This window comes from Flavobacterium endophyticum (assembly GCF_003634455.1).
GTDB lineage: Bacteria > Bacteroidota > Bacteroidia > Flavobacteriales > Flavobacteriaceae > Flavobacterium > Flavobacterium endophyticum.
Genome location: NZ_RBLC01000001.1, coordinates 126,383 through 145,664, shown reverse-complemented (window position 1 = coordinate 145,664; position 19,282 = coordinate 126,383). Strand labels below are relative to the sequence as shown.

Sequence of the window (19,282 nt, the reverse complement as noted above, 5' to 3'; positions counted from 1 at the left end):
GGCCCTTTAGAGAAACCTAAAGGGCTTTTTTCTAAAAAATCAATTAGCTGCTTTTAGATAAATTATATAGTATGAAAAACACCCTTACCTTATGCCTTCTCCTTTTGGCTGGAATCCTAAACGCCCAGACAATTCAATCTCCTTCCAAAGAAATTTCGGTAGCATTTAAACTGACTGCAGAAGGAAAACTATCGTATTCAGTAACCTACAAAAACAAGCAAGTCGTAAATGAAAGCTTATTAGGAATTGCATTGAAAGATATCGAAGCTTTAGACACAGGATTCACCATAACAAATACCGAAAATAAAAGTGTCAACGAAAGCTGGAAGCCCGTTCTTGGCGAGCAGTCGACAATCCAAAACAAATACAACCAAGCCACTTTTTCGCTGGTTCAAAAAGATACAGGAAGAAAATTAGATATTGTCTTTAAGGTTTATGACGAAGGCGTTGCCTTTCGATATGAATTCCCAAAACAAGAAAAACTCAACTATTTTATTATTTCTGATGAAAAGACAGAGTTTAACTTGACAGGCAATCACAAAGTTTTCTGGATTCCTGGCGATTACGACAGCCAAGAATATGTTTACAACGAGACAAAATTATCAGAAATTGACAATGACAAGCTAAATCTCAATAATGGTATTGCCGTCAAATCGATTGGAGGAAGATATGTCGTGCAGTCGCCTTTGATGATGAAATCGGCTGACAATCTTTATCTCAATATTTTTGAAGCCGCTGTGGTCAATTATCCAGTCATGCACTTAGATGTCAATGTTGCCAATTATAAGATGAAATCACATTTGGTACCGAATGCTATCGGTGATAAAGCCTATCTTCAAACGCCGGTAGTTTCGCCTTGGAGAACGATTATGGTCAGTGATGACGCAAGAGATATTGTCAGTTCCAAAATGATTTTGAATCTGAACGAACCTTCAAAAATTGACGATACGTCTTGGATCAAACCGATGAAATACGTTGGTGTTTGGTGGGAAATGCACGTCGGAATCTCTACTTGGGATTTGAGCGGTACGCAAGATGCTTCGCAAAAGAGTGTTGGCAAAAAACCACACGGAGCCACTACTGAAAATACAAAAAGATACATCGATTTTGCAGCAAAGCATGGTTTTGATGGCGTTTTGGTCGAAGGCTGGAATATAGGCTGGGAAGACTGGTTCGGGAATTGGAAAGAAGAGGTGTTTGACTTTACGACGCCTTATCCAGACTTTAACATTCAGGAAATTAGCGATTATGCAAAGTCTAAAAACGTAAAAATGATCATGCACCACGAAACTTCAGGTTCTGTTGCTAATTACGAAAGACGCTTGGATAGAGCCTATAACGTTATGAAAAAATACGGCTATCCGGCGGTAAAAACAGGATATGTTGGAAAAATTATTCCAAGAGGAGAATTTCATGACGGACAGGCAATGGTAAATCATTTCAACTATGTACCGCAAAGAGCCGCGGAATATAAGGTTATGGTCAACTCTCACGAATCTTCTCGACCGACAGGCGTAAGCAGGACATGGCCGAATTATATCGCAGCAGAAGCAGCAAGAGGTAATGAATTCAACGGTTGGAGTGTCGGAAATCCACCTGTACATGAAACTATTCTTCCTTTTACGAGATTATTAGGAGGTCCGATGGATTATACACCTGGAGTTTTCGAAATCAAGATGAGTCATTACGATCCGAATAAAAAAGAGCAGGTCCATACGACTTTAGCTAAGCAATTAGCATTGTACATAACGATGTATTCTCCGTTGCAGATGGCCTCCGATTTGCCACAAAATTATGAGAAGTATTCCGATGCTTTTCAGTTCATCAAAGACGTGGCCTTAGATTGGGACGAAAGCAAATACCTTGAAGCTGAACCTGGAGATTACTTAACCATTGCCAGAAAAGCAAAAGGAACCGAAAATTGGTTTGTTGGAGCCATTACAGATGAAAATCCTAGGAATACGACAATTTCGCTTGATTTCTTAACGCCAGGAAAAAAATACAAGGCGACCATTTATCAAGATGGAAAGACAGCGCATTGGGAGAAAAATCCGATCAATTACGAAATCAAGACTATCGAAGTTACCTCAAAAAGCAAGCTGAAACTGAATTTAGCTGCAGGCGGAGGAACAGCCATCAGTATTTTTCCAGCAAAATAAGCCAGACATAAAATCAGTACGATGAATTTTTTAAAAAAACGAAACCTGCAAAATACATTCAAAACCATTGCGATAGGAGCTTTGCTGCTTTCCTTTGGAGAAAGTTTTTCGCAACAAAAAACATATTGCAATCCGATAAATGTAGATTACGGCTATTGCCCGATTCCTAATTTTGTAACCCAAGGAAAACACCGAGCAACAGCTGATCCGGTAATCACTAATTTCAAGGGAGAATATTATTTGTTTTCTACGAACCAATGGGGCTATTGGCATAGCGCCGATATGCTTGATTGGAAATTCATTCCAAGAAAATTCCTCCGTCCGGAGCATAAAGTGTATGACGAGCTCTGTGCGCCGTCTCTGTCTTTTGTCAATGATACGTTGTTGGTAATCGGTTCGACGCATACCAAAGAATTTCCAATCTGGATGAGCAAGAATCCAAAAGTAGATGATTGGAAAGAACTGGTACATAAATCAGAAGCTGGTGCTTGGGATCCGCAGATTTTCTGGGATAAAGAAAAAGACGAAGTCTATATGTATTACGGTTCTAGCAATTTATATCCTTTGTACGGAATGAAACTGAACCGCAAGACCTTCCAGCCCGAAGGTGAGCGTATTCCTGTTTTAGCCTTAAATGATGACGAGCACGGCTGGGAACGTTTTGGAGAATACAATGACAATACCTTCTTGCAGCCTTTTACTGAAGGTGCTTTTATGACCAAACATAACAATAAGTATTACCTGCAATACGGCGCGCCTGGAACGGAATTTAGCGGTTATGCAGATGGAGTATATGTCAGTTCCAATCCTCTTGGGCCCTTTGAATACCAATCGCACAATCCGTTTTCCTATAAGCCGGGCGGATTTGCAAGAGGAGCAGGGCATGGGGCAACTTATCAGGACACCAACAATGAGTACTGGCATGTTTCAACCATCGTAATTTCTACAAAAAATAATTTCGAAAGAAGAATCGGAATCTGGCCGGCTGGTTTTGATGAAGACGGAATCATGTACTCAAACACAGCCTACGGCGACTATCCAACGTACCTGCCATCGCAAAAAAAGAATCATTTGAATGAAAACTTTTCTGGCTGGATGCTTTTGAATTACAATAAGCCTGTCGAAGTTTCGTCGACTTTGGGCGGCTTCCAAGCTAATTTTGCGACAGATGAAGATATAAAGACCTATTGGTCGGCAAAAACTTCAAATAAAGGAGAATACCTGATTTCAGATTTAGGCGAAAAGTCTACAATCAATGCCATCCAGATTAATTATGCAGATCAGGATGTAGAATTAATGGGCAAACCGGAAACAACTACGGGTCACAAGTATATTATCTATTCGTCGAATGATGGAAAAAGCTGGAAAAAAGCTGTCGATAAAAGCAAAAATACCAAAGACGTGCCACACGATTATATCGAATTAGAAAAACCGATTACGGCAAGATATCTAAAGCTAGAAAATATACAGATGCCTACAGGGAAATTTGCAATCAGCGGTTTTAGGGTTTTTGGAAAAGGCTCCGGTACAAAGCCAAATGCAGTGCAAAATTTTGCGCCTCTAAGAGCGGAAGCTAAGAAAAAGGGCGAGAGGAGAAACGTTTGGTTCAAATGGCAGCAAGAACCAAATGCTGACGGATATGTAATCTATTTTGGAAAATCGCCTGAGAAATTATACGGTTCTATCATGGTCTATGGCAAAAATGAATATTATTTTAACGGATTGGATCGTTCGGATGCTTATTATTTCCAAATCGAAGCTTTTAATAATAACGGCATTGGACCAAAATCAGAGGTTAAAAAATCAGAATAGAAAAAAACGCGTAAAAAAGGTTTCGCAAACGTTGTATTTTGATTAAAAAACAGCTTAAGAAATCGTTTTCGTTAATAACTATCTTGTAATCTGTTGCTCGATGTTTTCATATAAATGTATATTTATCAAAAATTAAATCTTTTTTTTAAATACAATCATATTTTTTATTGCTTTAACTAAACTATCTTAATAAATGAGTTCAGAAACTAAAACAAATTATCCTGCGCTGTATACTTTGATTACAGTATTTTTCTTTTGGGGATTTATTGCTGCTGGAAACAGTATTTTCATCCCTTTTTGCAAAAGCTATTTTTCGCTAGACCAATTTCAGTCACAGCTGATTGACTTTGCTTTTTATACGGCTTATTATTTAGGAGCGTTGCTGCTTTTTATATTTGGAGCTGTAAATGGAAAAGACTTAGTCGGAAAATGGGGCTATAAAAGAAGTATCGTTTACGGATTGTTATTTTCTGCTTTAGGAGCTGGAGCCATGATTATTGCGGTTGAAGCGAATGTATACGCCGGAATGCTTGTCGGTTTGTTTATCGTGGCTTTAGGCTTTTCGTTACAACAGACAGCGGCCAATCCTTTTGCGGTTTTATTGGGTGATCCAAAAACAGGGACGAGCCGTCAGAATTTAGCAGGAGGAATCAACTCATTTGGAACTACAATCGGACCTATCATCGTTGGTTTCGCCTTATTCGGAACAGCAGCAGCAGTTAGCGACGACCAGATTAAAGGTTTAGGTTTAGATAAAGTAATTTTATTATACGTAGGCGTAGGAATCTTATTCTTGATTGCGGCCAGCGTATTTTACTTCTCAAAAAAATTACCAGCGGGAATCTCTGATGAGCCTATGGAAAAAGCAAACAAAGCTTTGACGACATTAATCATAATGACGGGATTATTGGCAATTATGTTTGCGCCGGTTTTTAACAGCTACAACTCGCCAGAAGCGATAAGAATAGTAGAAATTGAAAAATCAATTGAACCTACTACAAAAGAAATCAAGAAGCTGAGCGACAATTTGGTAAAAATCAAGAAAGACAAAGTACTTACTGAAGAGCAAAAAACTACCGCTTCTGAAGAAATCAAAAATGAAATCAAAGTTTTAGAATTAAGCGTAGAGCCACAGCATGCAGAAATCAAAGCTATCAGACATCCTCTTGAAAAATATAGAATGTACTGGCTTTCTGGAGCTCTGGTAGTGATTGTGGGCGGACTTTTATTTGCCAACAGAAGCGCGCAAAAGAAAAACGAAGGCTGGGGTGCCATGAAATACCCTCAATTGGTTTTGGGTATGCTTGCCATCTTTACGTATGTTGGAGTAGAAGTAGCCGTAGGTAGTAACTTAGGAGAATTGCTGAAACTGCCAGAATTCGGAAGTTTCCAATCTTCAGAAATTGCACCGTATATCTCAATGTATTGGGGAAGCTTGATGATTGGCCGTTGGGCTGGAGCTATCAGCGTTTTTAACCTAAGTGCCAGCAAAAGACAATTGGCTTTGATTATTGTTCCGTTGATTGCTTTCTCAGTAATTATAGGAGTAAATACGATTGCGCAGCAAGATATGACGCCGTTGTATTATTATGTAATCTGCGTATTGCTGCAAGTTTTAGTATTCTTCCTTAGTAAAAACAAACCAGCAAGAACATTAATCTTGTTCGGAATGATGGGTGTTATTGCTATGCTAATCGGATTGTTCTCAACAGGAACTGTAGCGATCTACGCTTTCCTTGCAGGTGGATTAGCTTGCAGTATCATGTGGCCGTCAATTTTTACATTGTCGATTACAGGTCTAGGAAAATACACAGCTCAAGGTTCTGCATTCTTGGTCATGATGATTTTGGGTGGTGGAATCATTCCTCCAATCCAAGGAAAATTGTCTGATATCATCGGAATACACGCTTCGTATGTTGTGCCTGTGATTTGTTTTGCTTACTTGACTTTCTTCGCGATTGCGGTAAAAGGAATCCTAAAAAGACAGAACATAGATGTAGATGCTATCGAAGCCGAAGGAGCACATTAATTTATCTTAACGAATTCATAATAAAGAATCCGGAGCAGATTGTATTACCTACATTTGCTTCGGATTTTTTACTTCTACATGAGACTTTCAAAATACTATTTGGCGGCGATTACGGCCTTTATAATCTGGGGATTTTTCAGTCTGGCTTTAAAGCCATTACATAATTATCCGTCCTTAGATATTTTGTTTTATAGGGTATTCCTTTGTGTCGTCTTGATGATGGGAATCAATCTTTTTTTTAGAAGAAAAACCTTGAAAGAAACGAAGGAAAACTTCAAACTCATGTCGCCGGTTCAAAAAAGAAACGTTGTCCTTCTCACATTAGGAGGCTCCTTGCTTTTATCTGCCAATTGGTTCTTTTTTATCTACGTTATGAACCATGTGAGTGTGAAGGCGGCTTCATTTGCCTATCTCGTCTGTCCGATCCTGACGACTGTTTTTGCCTATTTTATCCTAAAGGAAAAATTAAACAAATGGCAATGGACAGCTGTTGGTTTGAGTATCTTTAGCTGTGTTCTGCTGTCGTTTAATCATTTTATGGATATTTTTTACAGCTTGATTGTGGCTGCCACGTATGCTTTGTATCTTGTCTCACAGCGAAAAAACACGGCAATCGATAAGTTTTTATTGCTAACGCTGCAATTAACGACCACGGCCATCATTCTTTTGCCGTTTTATCCTTTTTATAGTTCCGAAGTTCCCACAGCATTTGATTTTTATTTCTTTTTGGTAATTATCGTTGTCCTGTTTACGATTATACCGCTGTTCCTGAACTTATATGCCTTAAAAGGAGTTAATTCTTCTACAGTAGGGATTTTGCTTTATATTAATCCGCTGATCAACTTTTTCCTAGCCATTTTTTATTACAAAGAAGAAATTACCCCTTTTCAGATTATAGCCTATTCTCTGATATTGCTTTCGATTATTGTTTTCAACAGCAAGCATATTTTTAAGTCAAAGCCAAAAGAACTGCAAGCCAAAGATATTTTGTAATTCATTTTATATCACGACTTTTGTATCATGAAAAATGTATATCTCGATAATGCTTCCACAACAGCCTTGCGACCAGAAGTTATCCAAGAAATAACTCGCGTGATGCAGGAAGATTATGGAAATCCTTCATCAACCCACAGTTTTGGAAGAACGGCCAAAAACATACTCGAATCTTCAAGAAAATTAATTGCCAAACAGCTCAATGCGACGGCTCAGGAAATTATTTTTACCTCTGGCGGCACAGAAGCCGATAATTGGATTCTTCGTTCTGCAGTCGAAGATTTAAAAATAAAAAGAATTATCACAAGCAAAATCGAGCATCATGCGGTGCTGAATTCTGTTTTAGCATTGCAGGAAGAATATGCTATTCAAGTAGATTATGTCAATCTGAAATCGAATGGAGAGATTGATATCAATCATTTAGTAGAATTGCTTTCGCAAGAAATTCCGACGTTAGTTTCATTGATGCACGTAAATAATGAGACAGGAACTATTCTCGATATCGAAAAAACGGCAAGACTTTGTAAACAATATAAGGCCTTTTTTCATTCCGATACCATACAGTCTATAGGAAAAACAGAAATCGACCTGCAAAAGACAGAAGTAGATTTTATCGTTGCCAGCGCTCATAAATTCCACGGACCGAAGGGGATTGGCTTTGCTTTTATCAGAAAAAATTCAGGATTACAGCCGATGATTTTTGGCGGTGAACAAGAAAAAGGACTTCGCGCCGGAACAGAGGCCATCCATAATATTGCTGGAATGGCAAAAGCTTTGGAACTTTCGTATGAAAATTTAGATGCGGAAAGAAAGCATATTTTATCCATCAAAAACTATTTTGTTGAGCAACTGCGGCTTTATTTTCCTAATTTTAAAATTAATGGAAATCTTGACGGTTTTTATAATATAATCAATGTGCTATTGCCTTTTTCTGAAGAAAAAACGGCTATGATTCTTTTTAGCCTCGACATGAAAGGAATTGCTGTTTCAAGAGGAAGCGCCTGCCAGTCAGGAAGTATCAAACCTTCGCATGTGTTGAAAGAAATGCTTTCAGAAGAAGATATTAAAAAGCCCAGCCTGCGGATTTCTTTGAGCCATTTTAATACAAAAGAAGACATCGACCTGCTAATTGAGGCTTTGAAAACCATATAATTTTCCGAGATAAATTTCATAGTTATTTGATATACAGTTCTAATTTATTCTTTATGTTTGCGTAAAAACAAACTTTATGAAAAGAACATTAATTACCTCAATGGCTATCTTGGGCTTCATTTTTACCTCCACAGCACAAGACAAAGGGAAATTGGAATTTGGTTTGGGCATAGGCTTGAACAGTTCCAATATCAGCACGACCTATGACTCAGCTGATCCAAGTATCAATTTCAATTTAGGCGCTACGGCAGATTATTATTTTTCTGATCGATGGAGCATCAAAGCTAAATTCATCTATGACAGAAAAGGATGGGACAATGACCTTATTCCAGTTGTAGGTCCTGGTGGATCTAGATTTGTGAGAACAGATATCAATGTAGATTATATTACGGTTCCGGTAATGGCAGGATGGCATTTCGGAAGCAAGAGAAATTGGTATTTAAACTTTGGGCCTTACATTGGCTTTTTGATGAGTGCAAAAGATACGGAGCTTGATTCTGACCTAAAGGATAGTTTTAATACAGTGGATGGCGGTATTGCCTTTGGAATAGGTGTAAAAATTCCAGTATCGGACAAGCTTAAGTTTTTTATCGAATATGAAGGACAGGGCGGGATTGCCGAAGTTTTTAAAAATAATGATGGAGACCAAATTACCAATTCAAGAAGCGCTTTCAATATAGGAATCAACTTTTTGCTTTATTAGTAGGTATATATATAAAACACAAAAAAGCCGTTTTGAATTTCAAAACGGCTTTTTTTATTTTGTTCTTCCTGCAAATCTAAAATCTGCAATCTGAAATTTTATAAGTGGATTACCTCTCCATAAGCATCGGCAGCAGCTTCCATGATCGCCTCGCTCATAGTTGGGTGTGGGTGAATCGACTTGATGATTTCATGACCTGTAGTTTCTAATTTTCTAGCTACGACAGCTTCGGCAATCATATCGGTAACGCCTGAACCAATCATGTGGCATCCTAACCATTCGCCATATTTAGCATCAAAGATTACTTTTACGAAACCATCAGGAGTTCCGGCCGCTTTAGCTTTTCCAGAAGCTGAGAAAGGGAATTTACCGATTTTCAATTCATAGCCTTTTTCTCTAGCTTGTTTTTCTGTCAAACCAACAGAAGCGATTTCTGGAGTCGCATACGTACAGCCAGGAACGTTTCCGTAATCTAGAGGCTCTACATGAAGGCCAGCGATTTTTTCAACACAAAGAATTCCTTCTGCAGAAGCAACGTGTGCCAAGGCTTGTCCAGGAACTACATCTCCGATAGCATAGTAACCAGGAATATTCGTTTGGTAGTAAGAATTTACTAAGATTTTATCTCTGTCAGTTGCAATTCCAACTTCTTCAAGACCGATATTTTCAATATTCGATTTGATTCCGACAGCAGAAAGTACGATATCAGCTTCAAGAATTTCTTCTCCTTTAGCGGTTTTCACGGTAGCTTTTACGCCGTTTCCAGAAGTATCTACTTTTTCAACAGAAGCATTGGTCATCACTTTGATACCTGCTTTTTTCAAAGAGCGCTCAAATTGTTTTGAGATATCCTCGTCTTCTACAGGAACTACATTTGGCATAAATTCAACAATAGTAACCTCAGTTCCCATTGCATTGTAAAAATGCGCAAATTCAACTCCGATCGCTCCAGAACCTACAACAATCATTGATTTTGGCTGTTCAGACAACGACATCGCTTGGCGGTATCCGATCACTTTTTTGCCGTCTTGTGGCAAGTTTGGCAATTCGCGAGAGCGAGCTCCAGTTGCAATGATGATATGGTCGGCATCATATTCTGTAGTTTTTCCGTCTTTGCCAACAACGTCGATTTTCTTTCCGGCTTTTACTTTTCCAGTACCTTCAATAACGTCGATTTTGTTCTTTTTCATCAAAAACTGGATGCCTTTGCTCATTCCGTCAGCAACACCGCGCGAACGTGAGATTACGGCATTAAAGTCTTTGTCAAATTTTTCAATGGTCAAGCCATAGTCAGAAGCATGTTTTAGGTAATCAAAAACCTGTGCTGATTTTAACAACGCTTTGGTTGGGATACATCCCCAGTTCAAGCAAATACCGCCCAGATTTTCTTTTTCGATTATGGCAACTTTAAAGCCTAATTGCGCTGCTCTGATGGCTGTTACATAACCGCCAGGACCGCTTCCTAAAACAATAATATCGTATTTCATTAGAATATAATTTTTTCTTGTTATTTGAGAGTACGAAAATAGTTAATTATTTGGTCATGGAAAAGTTTCGGAGTTGCAAAGTTTCCACAAGCCTTGTTAGTATCCGTTTTTCTTTTTAGATACGATTCTAATGAACCCGTATAAAATTAATGTCTGCAATACTACATTGATCAGCATAAGCATCAAGCCGAAATTAGCAGAACCTTGCGCATAAAATGGATAGCTTTTATCGATAATATAAATCGGAAAGCTTAGAAATATAATCAGCAAACTGCAAATGCTTTTTAAAAGTCGACTGGAAGTCTCTTCCATGATAAACGTACAGAATATCGTGATTATAATCTCTAATACGATTACTATAAAAAGAAGTTTGAAAAATAATTTCATGGCTTTCTTTTAGCTTTCTACTGCAAATTGTGAGTAGTAGAGATTTTTATAATAACCTTCCGTTTTGTTGATCAATTCATAATGCGTTCCTTGTTCTACAACATTTCCTTTTTCCATGACGATAATCTTGTCGGCATTGACGATAGTTGCTAAACGATGCGCTATTACGATTGATGTCCTGCCTTTGGTGATGGTTTCTGTTGCTCTTTGGATCAAATCTTCAGAATACGAATCGATAGATGAAGTCGCTTCGTCCAAAATCAAAATGCTTGGGTTGCTAACAAAAGCTCTTAAAAAAGCTATCAATTGGCGTTGACCAGAAGACAGCATTACGCCACGTTCTTTTACGTTATAATCATAGCCGTGCGGCAGTGTCATGATGAAATCATGCACTCCGATTTCTTTTGCCGCCTTGATAACATCTTCTCTAGAAATATTCGGATTTTCGAGAGTGATATTGTTGTGTATCGTATCTGCAAAAAGGAAAACATCTTGCAATACGACAGCAATCTGATTCCTAAGACTTTTTAGAGTGAAATCTCGTATGTCGGTACCATCAATAAGAATCTCGCCTCCATTGATTTCATAAAAACGATTCAGTAGGTTTATGATGGTTGATTTTCCTGCTCCAGTGGCCCCCACGATGGCGATAGTTTCCCCTTCTTCTACATGAATATTGATGCCTTTTAAGACATCTTCTTTGCCAGTGTAACTGAAATGCACATCCTTAAAATCAATATTTCCTTTGAAAGTTGGAGCTGTAACTTTTCCTTTGTCTTGGATATGTCCTTCGGTGTCTAAAACTTCAAAAACGCGGTTTGCGGCAATCATTCCCATCTGCATCTCATTAAATTTATCCGCAATCTGACGTAAAGGATTGTAAAGCATTCCGATAAACATAGTGTATGAAAATAAGTCTCCAAACGTTGTCGAGCCATTTCCTGCCAAAATATTCAGTCCGCCGTACCATACGACCAATCCTAGCGAAATAGACGAAACAATATCGGCAATCGGGAAGAAGATCGAGTTGTACCAAACGTTTTTGATCCACGCTTTTTTATGCTTATCATTGATTATCTTGAACTTTTCATATTCAATGTCTTCTCTTGAAAAAAGCTGTACGATTTTCATTCCGGTCACGCGCTCTTGTACAAACGTATTCAGGTTGGCAATCTGCGTTCGTACTTCTTCAAAAGCAACCTGCATCTTTTTTTGGAAAACACGTGTCGCATAGACCAAAACAGGCATAGCACACATGACGATAATCGTAAGCTTCCAGTTCATGTAGAACATAAAGAGCAGTACGACAACCATTTTCAGCAGGTCGCTTATGATCATAAACAATCCTTGGCTGAAAATTTTAGAAATAGATTCAATATCGAAAACGGAGCGGGTTACGAGCTTTCCGACAGGTTCATTGTCGAAATATTTCATCTTAAAGCTCATCAGGTGGTTGAAAAGCTTTACGCGAATATCCCTGATGATGTCTTGTCCGAGCCAGTTGGCAAGAAAGACAAAATAAAATTGAGAGACAACCTCTACGATCAAGGCTCCTGCCATCAAAAGGATGAAGTATAGCAAACCTGTGGCATCTTCTTTTTGTATGTAGCTGTCGACTGTTTGTTTTAATAAATAGGGACGGAGTGCCGCAAAAATCGACAAGGTAACCGCAAACACAATAACCCAATAGTATCGGGATTTGTACGGTTTTGTGTACTCCATTATTCGTTTAAATATTTTGGTATCTGATGCTTTCATTGCTTTATTTGAGGCTATTTTTTGTCAGCGGGCTCGTTGCTGTAAATATAAGGATATTCTACTTTTGTCAAAAACAGGCCGTGTGCCGGAGCAGAAGGCCCTGCTTGATTTCGATCTTTACTTTCGATGATTTTCCTGAAATCTTCCAAACTTGTTTTTCCAATTCCGACTTCTACCAAGGTGCCTACAATAGCGCGGACCATGTTTCGGAGAAAGCGATCTGCTGCAATCGTGAAAATTAGCTTATTGTCATTTTGTTTCCAATCCGCTTCCATGATTTTGCATTGAAACGTCTTGACATCGGTATTTACCTTTGAAAAACATTGGAAATCGCTAAACTCAAAAAGAATTTTTGCAGCTTGATTCATCTTTTCAATATCCAGTTTTTGGTGGAAATACCAGCTGTGCTGTTCCTCAAAGACATCCTTTATAGTATTGATATGATATTCATACGTACGTTTCACAGCATCAAAACGAGCATGTGCATCGTCACTTACAGAATGAATATGGATGATGGCAATGTCTTTTGGAAGATAAGAATTCAGCTTTGCTTTTAAAAAATTAATGTCTAACGAATTTTCCACATCAAAATGTGCAAACATCTGCTTGGCATGAACACCAGTATCAGTCCTCCCGGCTCCCATAATTTCTATCGTATCTCTGAGCAAGACAGAAAGCGCCTTGCCTAATGTTTCTTGAACAGAAGGAGCATTGGGCTGCTGTTGCCATCCGTGATAATTTTTTCCGTTATACGCGAATTCGATGAAATATCTCAAGGTGAAGTAAATCCAAAGTTTTTGAGGAACAAAGATAGTTATAAGTTGGGATGCAAAGTTTCAATTTTTTCTTAAAAGTTATGAACTAAAACATCGGATCTTCGGCTTTAGAAATGGAAACTTTGTAATTTTACCCAGATATAATTTAAAAATTGATGAGAAAAATTCTTTTGCTTTCCGATACGCATGGCCATATTGACGATACAATCTTAAAGTATGTCGATCAGGCTGATGAAGTATGGCATGCAGGTGATATCGGAGATTTGAACGTGACAGATACTCTAAAAAAGCACAAGCCCCTGCGTGCTGTTTTTGGAAATATTGACGGCGACAAAGCAAGAATGGAATTTCCGCTCCACAATAGGTTTAGGTGCGAAGATGTCGATGTATGGATTACGCATATCGGAGGATATCCTGGAAAATATAGCCCTGCTATCAAAAACGAGATTGCAATAAATCCACCTAAACTTTTTATTACCGGACATTCCCATATATTGAAAGTAATGTTTGATAAAAAATTAAACCTGCTCCATATGAATCCAGGCGCTTGCGGAATCCATGGTTTTCATCAAGTACGTACAATGCTTCGTTTTGTAATTGAAGGCGATAAAATCAAAGATTTAGAAGTGATTGAGATAGGGAAGAAGCCTTAAGCTTTCGAAATCTGTATCTTGATATAAATCAGCGTTCCCGCGTTTATTTTTGAGTTGATGGTAATGCTGCCTTTCAAATGTTTTATCCTAGATTTTATCTGTGTAAGTCCGAAACCATCGCTGGAGAGTTCTTTGCTGGTGTCGAATCCTTTACCATCGTCTTCAATCGTTATCAAGAGCTGGTCGCCGTTTTCTTCTAAAGTGATATACGCCTTTGAAGCTTTGCTATGTTTCATGATATTATTGAAAAGCTCTGCGATGATAAAATAGACGCGCATTTCAAATTCTTCATTGTAGCGTTTTCCTTGTGGTACATAGCTTGAATATTCGAATTGGAGAATCGAATTGGAATTCTTTTCGCATAAATCCTGCAAAGCATGGAAAATCCCAAATTTGGCCAACAATGGCGGAATCAATTCATGCGATAGGTCTCTTACATTGTCATGTGCTTCTTTTAGAATGGCCCTTGTCTTTTGTATCTCTTCCGAATGTTCAGTAGGATTGTTTGCACTATAGGCAGAAAGATGAAGTCCGGCAGATGACAAGAGTGCACTGATGCTGTCATGTAATATAGTAGCAATATTTTTTCGCTCGATTTCTTGTCCGTCGATTGTTGCGTTGATTATATTCTGTTTAATCTGCCTGTCAAATTCTATAAATTTATTTTTTTGCTTAAGCCTTAAGTTTTGATAGAAAAAATAGAATAGAATAGTACTGAAGGCAAAAAGTGCAATAAAAATCAAGATTATCTTTTGGTTATTTTTTTGCTTTTCTTCTAGTAACCGTTGCTTTTCCTTGTTTTCATTTTCGATTTTCTCAATTTTATACTTTGTTTCAACGTCAGAGATAGCTCGTTTTATATTGTCTTCATAGATAGTCTCGTTGACATGAAAATATTTATTCATGTAATCGATGGCATTTTTATAATCGCCGACCATTTCGTAACCGTATGACAGGTTGAGATACGTATCTCCGACCTCTTGAGAGATAGTATCTTTTGGATTTATAGCCAACGATTTTAGGTATTGCTCGATACCTTTTTTGTAGTTTTTTTCGACGACGAGATAATGATAGCCCAAATTGCTCAATGCAGTACAAATTTGCCTGATATTGTTTGACTTTTCAGAGTAATACATAGAAGAATCCAAGTACTTCCTAGCCAGATGGTATTTCTGATTTGTGATGTAATAGCTGTAATAATTATTATAGCTGAAGGCTAATTCATTCGGGTCATTTAATTCTTTGGCACTTTTCATTATTTTTTCCATATAGTAAAAAGCACTATCGGAATTTGTCATGATATGGACTTTGAAAAGCCTTTGGTATATAAAGGAATTTTGGTTTATAAGCTTGTTTTTTCGGCCTATAGAAAGAGATTTGTAGTAATAGTTTTTTGCCTTATCGTAATTTCGGATAGAGGCATAACGATGCCCAATATCTTCTAAGATTTCCATTCTAGATTTTGTGATATTGTGCTCTTCGGCAATTTTTAATGCCTTAAATAACGTCTCAAAGGATTTTTGATTATCGTTAAGCATAAAATAGATGTCAGCCTTTTTGAGGCTGACATCGCAATACTTTTTGTAATCTTTGTTTTCTAGATAAAATTTTGACTTTTCTCTCGAATATTTTAATCCTTTCAGATAGTCTTTGTTCTCAATGTAATAAGATAAAGAGTCTTGAGGTTTATTTTGAGTAATGGCAAATCCAGAAAAAGTAAAGAATAGCAGTATTGTCCAAAACGGAAATTTGAAATTAGTCCATTTTAAGATCATCTATTCTAAGTCTTGGTTTTTTAGTTACAGGATCACCAAGGCCTCCTCCTCCGTTAGAATTACCATCAGGTAGTTCGAAATCTACAGTTAATACATTGTCAATACAAGTATAAGACTCTTCATAAAGTACAAACTCTGGTGAAGGATCTTTTTCGTATGGCTTTAAGGTAACCGCGATGATGTTAACATCATAAGGATCTAAATAAGTTGTATACTCGCAGTTAATTGGAATTTGAAAAGCTACTTTAAAGGATTCTTCATCTTTTCCAACTCCATAGTTTTTTAAAAATAGTGACATAATTACTGATTTATAGGTTAATTAATTAAGTTATGTTTCAAGGCATATTTTACCAACCCAATTGTGGTTTTCACATTGAGTTTCTTTATTAAGTTTTTTCGGTGGGTTTCAACGGTATTGGTGCTGATATTCAGCTCTTCTCCAATCTGTGTTCCGCTATATTCCATTGTAATAAGTTTCAGTACTTCCAATTCCCTTTCTGTAATTGAAGAAAGCGGCATGGCTTCGCTAATGTAACTCTGCTGTGGGATTTTAGAAAACGAGTCAAAAATCCGGTCGCGTATGGATTGTGAGAAATATTCTTCGCCATTTGCGACTGCATTTATAGCTTCAATAATATTTTCTCCGGCACTTTGTTTACTAAGATAACCATTAGCGCCTAGTTTCAATACTTCTTTTATGATTTTCACGTCATCATAGCTGGAGAGAATGATGACCTTGCAGCAAAAACCTTTTACAGAAAATTCACGCAGTACTTCAATGCCGTCTTTTTTAGGCATGTTAATGTCCATAACAAGTACGTCTGCCTTGTTTTTTAAGACATCTTCAACTAGATTTTCACCGTTTAGGGAGTATCCGGCGACCTCAAATCTCTTATTTGTCTTCAGCATAGAAAGCATTCCGTCAATCAGAACTTGGTGATCGTCAGCTAGATATATTCTTATTTTTGTGTCCATTTATGGGGAAATTGGCTTAACCAAATTTAACTTTTTTTTTTGAAGTAATGCCACAAGAATTTAATTTACCTTACGAAATGCGATAAAAATCGATGAAATACAAAAAAAGCCTAGACACTGTCCAGGCTTTTTTACGCACTAAATAAAACTAAGTTTATAGGTTTATCTCAATCGATCCACAGATTTTACGAGATCTTCATCCTTTTTTATGGCTTTGTTTGCAAGCACTAAAAAAACGATAGAAAAAATAGGTAGAAACATCCCAATACCCTTCTCTGAGGTCGCCACCTCTCCGGATAAGCTTAGCGAATGATATACAAATAATCCTAATAAAATTAAATTTAATATGATGTTCAATCTGCCCAAGACAAATTGCAATTTTCGGTTTTTAAACAAAAAAATAGTAATTAGGGAAAGAGCAGCACTCAGGCCAAACAAAATCATATCCGACATGTGATCCATTGCAAATGTTTTTTGACCAGCAGAAGAAGTTTCTAATGGAAAAACAAAAGGCAATATTCCCATAATAATAAAGGCAATCAGTAGATAGATAGTCTGGATTCTCTGAATCATTATTCTCTGTTTTGTCCCACAAAAATATATTTTCTTTTTCATAAATACTATTGCATGATAAAAATTTATTCGTATTATTGCATAAGTAATCCGTAAGCACTTCATTTAGCGGATCATCCATTTCGAAAAAAATTACAATCACAACTACTCTTCAAAGATTCCAAACAATTAATTCAAATAACATTCATGTTTGATATTTCTGTATTAAAAGAAATGAAGCTGTCTGAGCTTCAAGATATTGCGAAAGCAACCAAAAAAATAAAGATTAACGGAGTAAAAAAAGAAGCCTTGATTTATCAGATACTGGATTATCAAGCAGCAAATCCTGAAGTTATTTCTCCTGCTCCGTCGGCTGAAACTGGAGAAACTAAATCAAAAAGAACTAGAATACTTCCGGAAAAGAAACCGAAAATTGTAAAAGAAGAGAACACTACTCTTTTTTCTGAACCTAATCCGACTCCAGCAGAAGAATTACCCATTCAAGAAAAAAGGAAACCTATAGCAAAACCTGCAATTACTCCAAAACCAGCTATTAATACTACTCTCGATGCGGCAGTACCGCCAGTTCAAAAAGAACGAAAGCTGATAAAATTCAAGAAAAATAATTTTGATAAACCGCAAGCCATTTCTGAGGAAATTGCTGAAAATAATACAGACGAGACAGTTGTAGTGACACAGCCAGCTGTTGAGACAGAAAATATTCCTGTTGAAAAGAACATTGAAAAACAGGCAAAACAACCGCAACAGCAAAACCAAAAGCTGAATCCGAACCAAAAAAATAATCCTAACGGAAACGGGAACCAAAATCCTAACCAAAACCCAAATTCGAATCCGAACGGTAATACAAATCCAAATTTCAAAGGCAACAAAAAAGTTAATTTTAGAGATGCTGATTTTGAATTTGATGGTATAATTGAAAGTGAAGGCGTTCTAGAAATGATGCCTGATGGGTATGGGTTTTTGCGTTCATCAGATTATAACTATTTAGCTTCGCCTGATGATATTTATCTTTCTACTTCACAAATACGCCTTTTTGGATTGAAAACAGGGGACACGGTAAAAGGTGTGGTCCGTCCGCCGAAAGAAGGAGAAAAATATTTTCCGTTAGTAAGAGTCCTAAAAATTAACGGACACGATCCACAGGTTGTTAGAGACCGAGTTTCTTTTGAGCATCTGACGCCGCTTTTCCCAGAAGAAAAATTCAATCTGGCAGGAAAACAAAGCTCTATTTCTACAAGAATCATCGATTTGTTCTCTCCAATTGGAAAAGGACAAAGAGGTATGATCGTTGCGCAGCCAAAAACAGGTAAAACGATGCTTTTGAAAGATATTGCCAATACGATTGCTGCAAACCATCCAGAAGTATACTTAATCGTATTACTGATTGACGAAAGACCAGAAGAGGTAACTGATATGCAACGAAGTGTTAGAGGAGAAGTTATTGCATCTACATTTGACGAACCAGCTGACAGACACGTAAAAGTAGCCAATATTGTTTTGGAAAAAGCAAAAAGGTTGGTAGAATGCGGTCATGATGTAGTGATTCTTTTAGATTCTATTACGCGTTTGGCAAGAGCTTATAATACGGTACAGCCAGCTTCAGGAAAGGTATTGAGCGGTGGTGTTGATGCTAATGCACTTCAGAAGCCAAAACGTTTCTTCGGTGCTGCAAGAAATATTGAAAATGGCGGTTCTCTAAGTATTATCGCAACGGCTCTGACCGAAACAGGTTCTAAAATGGACGAGGTGATCTTTGAAGAATTTAAAGGAACTGGAAATATGGAATTGCAATTGGATAGAAAAATTGCGAACAAGCGTATTTTCCCAGCAATCGATCTTACTTCTTCAAGTACAAGAAGAGACGACTTGCTTTTGGATGAAGGAACGATTCAAAGAATGTGGATCATGCGTAAGTATTTGGCAGATATGAATCCGGTAGAAGCGATGGACTTTATCAACGATCGTTTCAAGAAGACAAGAAATAATGAAGAATTCCTGATTTCGATGAATGACTAATTCGTAGAAATTTAAAATAATAAAAAACTCCAAT

The 19,282-nt window shown here is 37.4% G+C and carries 16 protein-coding genes; 8 read left to right on the top strand and 8 right to left on the bottom strand.

The window, feature by feature from the left end; all coding sequences use genetic code 11:
- The first annotated feature begins 71 nt into the window (after positions 1-71).
- From CLV94_RS00695 to CLV94_RS00670, 6 genes are all read left to right on the top strand, one after another.
- Complete coding sequence (locus tag CLV94_RS00695; protein WP_121374547.1) at positions 72-2,159, top strand: glycoside hydrolase family 97 protein; 2,088 nt, start codon at positions 72-74, stop codon at positions 2,157-2,159.
- Positions 2,160-2,180: 21 nt separating this feature from the next.
- On the top strand, positions 2,181-3,971 hold the full coding sequence (locus CLV94_RS00690) for a discoidin domain-containing protein (protein WP_121374546.1): 1,791 nt from the start codon (positions 2,181-2,183) through the stop codon (positions 3,969-3,971).
- A 193-nt stretch (positions 3,972-4,164) separates the two neighbouring features.
- On the top strand, positions 4,165-6,000 hold the full coding sequence (locus tag CLV94_RS00685) for an MFS transporter (protein ID WP_121374545.1): 1,836 nt from the start codon (positions 4,165-4,167) through the stop codon (positions 5,998-6,000).
- A gap of 78 nt (positions 6,001-6,078) precedes the next feature.
- The gene (locus tag CLV94_RS00680; RefSeq protein ID WP_121374544.1) at positions 6,079-6,993 is read left to right on the top strand and encodes an EamA family transporter; all 915 of its coding nucleotides are present in this window, start codon (positions 6,079-6,081) and stop codon (positions 6,991-6,993) included.
- A 27-nt stretch (positions 6,994-7,020) separates the two neighbouring features.
- Positions 7,021-8,145: a cysteine desulfurase family protein gene (locus CLV94_RS00675; protein ID WP_121374543.1), complete on the top strand. Its 1,125-nt coding sequence runs from the start codon at positions 7,021-7,023 to the stop codon at positions 8,143-8,145.
- Positions 8,146-8,221: 76 nt separating this feature from the next.
- Complete coding sequence (locus tag CLV94_RS00670) at positions 8,222-8,848, top strand: porin family protein (RefSeq protein WP_121374542.1); 627 nt, start codon at positions 8,222-8,224, stop codon at positions 8,846-8,848.
- 98 nt (positions 8,849-8,946) lie between these two features.
- On the opposite strand, the gene lpdA is transcribed toward CLV94_RS00670, so the two are convergent.
- The 4 genes from lpdA to truA form a co-directional block, all read right to left on the bottom strand.
- Entirely contained in the window at positions 8,947-10,335 is a 1,389-nt protein-coding gene (gene lpdA / locus CLV94_RS00665; RefSeq protein ID WP_121374541.1) for a dihydrolipoyl dehydrogenase, read from the bottom strand.
- 96 nt (positions 10,336-10,431) lie between these two features.
- Complete coding sequence (locus tag CLV94_RS00660; protein ID WP_121374540.1) at positions 10,432-10,722, bottom strand: hypothetical protein; 291 nt, start codon at positions 10,720-10,722, stop codon at positions 10,432-10,434.
- Positions 10,723-10,731: 9 nt separating this feature from the next.
- Complete coding sequence (locus CLV94_RS00655) at positions 10,732-12,480, bottom strand: ABC transporter ATP-binding protein (RefSeq protein ID WP_121374539.1); 1,749 nt, start codon at positions 12,478-12,480, stop codon at positions 10,732-10,734.
- Positions 12,481-12,494: 14 nt separating this feature from the next.
- Positions 12,495-13,256, bottom strand: a complete 762-nt coding sequence (gene truA, locus CLV94_RS00650) for a tRNA pseudouridine(38-40) synthase TruA (protein ID WP_121374538.1) — start codon at positions 13,254-13,256, stop codon at positions 12,495-12,497.
- A 155-nt stretch (positions 13,257-13,411) separates the two neighbouring features.
- Between truA and CLV94_RS00645 the strand changes: the two genes are divergently transcribed.
- Positions 13,412-13,909: a metallophosphoesterase family protein gene (locus CLV94_RS00645; RefSeq protein WP_121374537.1), complete on the top strand. Its 498-nt coding sequence runs from the start codon at positions 13,412-13,414 to the stop codon at positions 13,907-13,909.
- Here the strand turns inward: CLV94_RS00645 and CLV94_RS00640 are convergent.
- The 4 genes from CLV94_RS00640 to CLV94_RS00625 form a co-directional block, all read right to left on the bottom strand.
- On the bottom strand, positions 13,906-15,684 hold the full coding sequence (locus CLV94_RS00640) for an ATP-binding protein (RefSeq protein ID WP_121374536.1): 1,779 nt from the start codon (positions 15,682-15,684) through the stop codon (positions 13,906-13,908). The two genes, CLV94_RS00645 and CLV94_RS00640, sit on opposite strands and share 4 nt — an antisense overlap.
- A complete protein-coding gene (locus CLV94_RS00635; protein WP_121374535.1) occupies positions 15,665-15,982 on the bottom strand; it encodes a hypothetical protein in 318 nt (105 codons plus the stop codon). The genes CLV94_RS00640 and CLV94_RS00635 overlap by 20 nt, the downstream gene beginning before the upstream one ends.
- A 17-nt stretch (positions 15,983-15,999) precedes the next feature.
- Positions 16,000-16,659 carry a response regulator gene (locus CLV94_RS00630; RefSeq protein WP_121374534.1) on the bottom strand — a complete coding sequence of 220 codons (660 nt, stop codon included), beginning with the start codon at positions 16,657-16,659 and terminating at the stop codon, positions 16,000-16,002.
- A 162-nt stretch (positions 16,660-16,821) separates the two neighbouring features.
- Positions 16,822-17,232: a DUF4293 domain-containing protein gene (locus CLV94_RS00625; RefSeq protein ID WP_121376184.1), complete on the bottom strand. Its 411-nt coding sequence runs from the start codon at positions 17,230-17,232 to the stop codon at positions 16,822-16,824.
- Positions 17,233-17,418: 186 nt separating this feature from the next.
- Between CLV94_RS00625 and rho the strand changes: the two genes are divergently transcribed.
- Positions 17,419-19,248, top strand: a complete 1,830-nt coding sequence (rho, locus tag CLV94_RS00620; protein WP_121374533.1) for a transcription termination factor Rho — start codon at positions 17,419-17,421, stop codon at positions 19,246-19,248.
- Positions 19,249-19,282 lie beyond the last annotated feature (34 nt).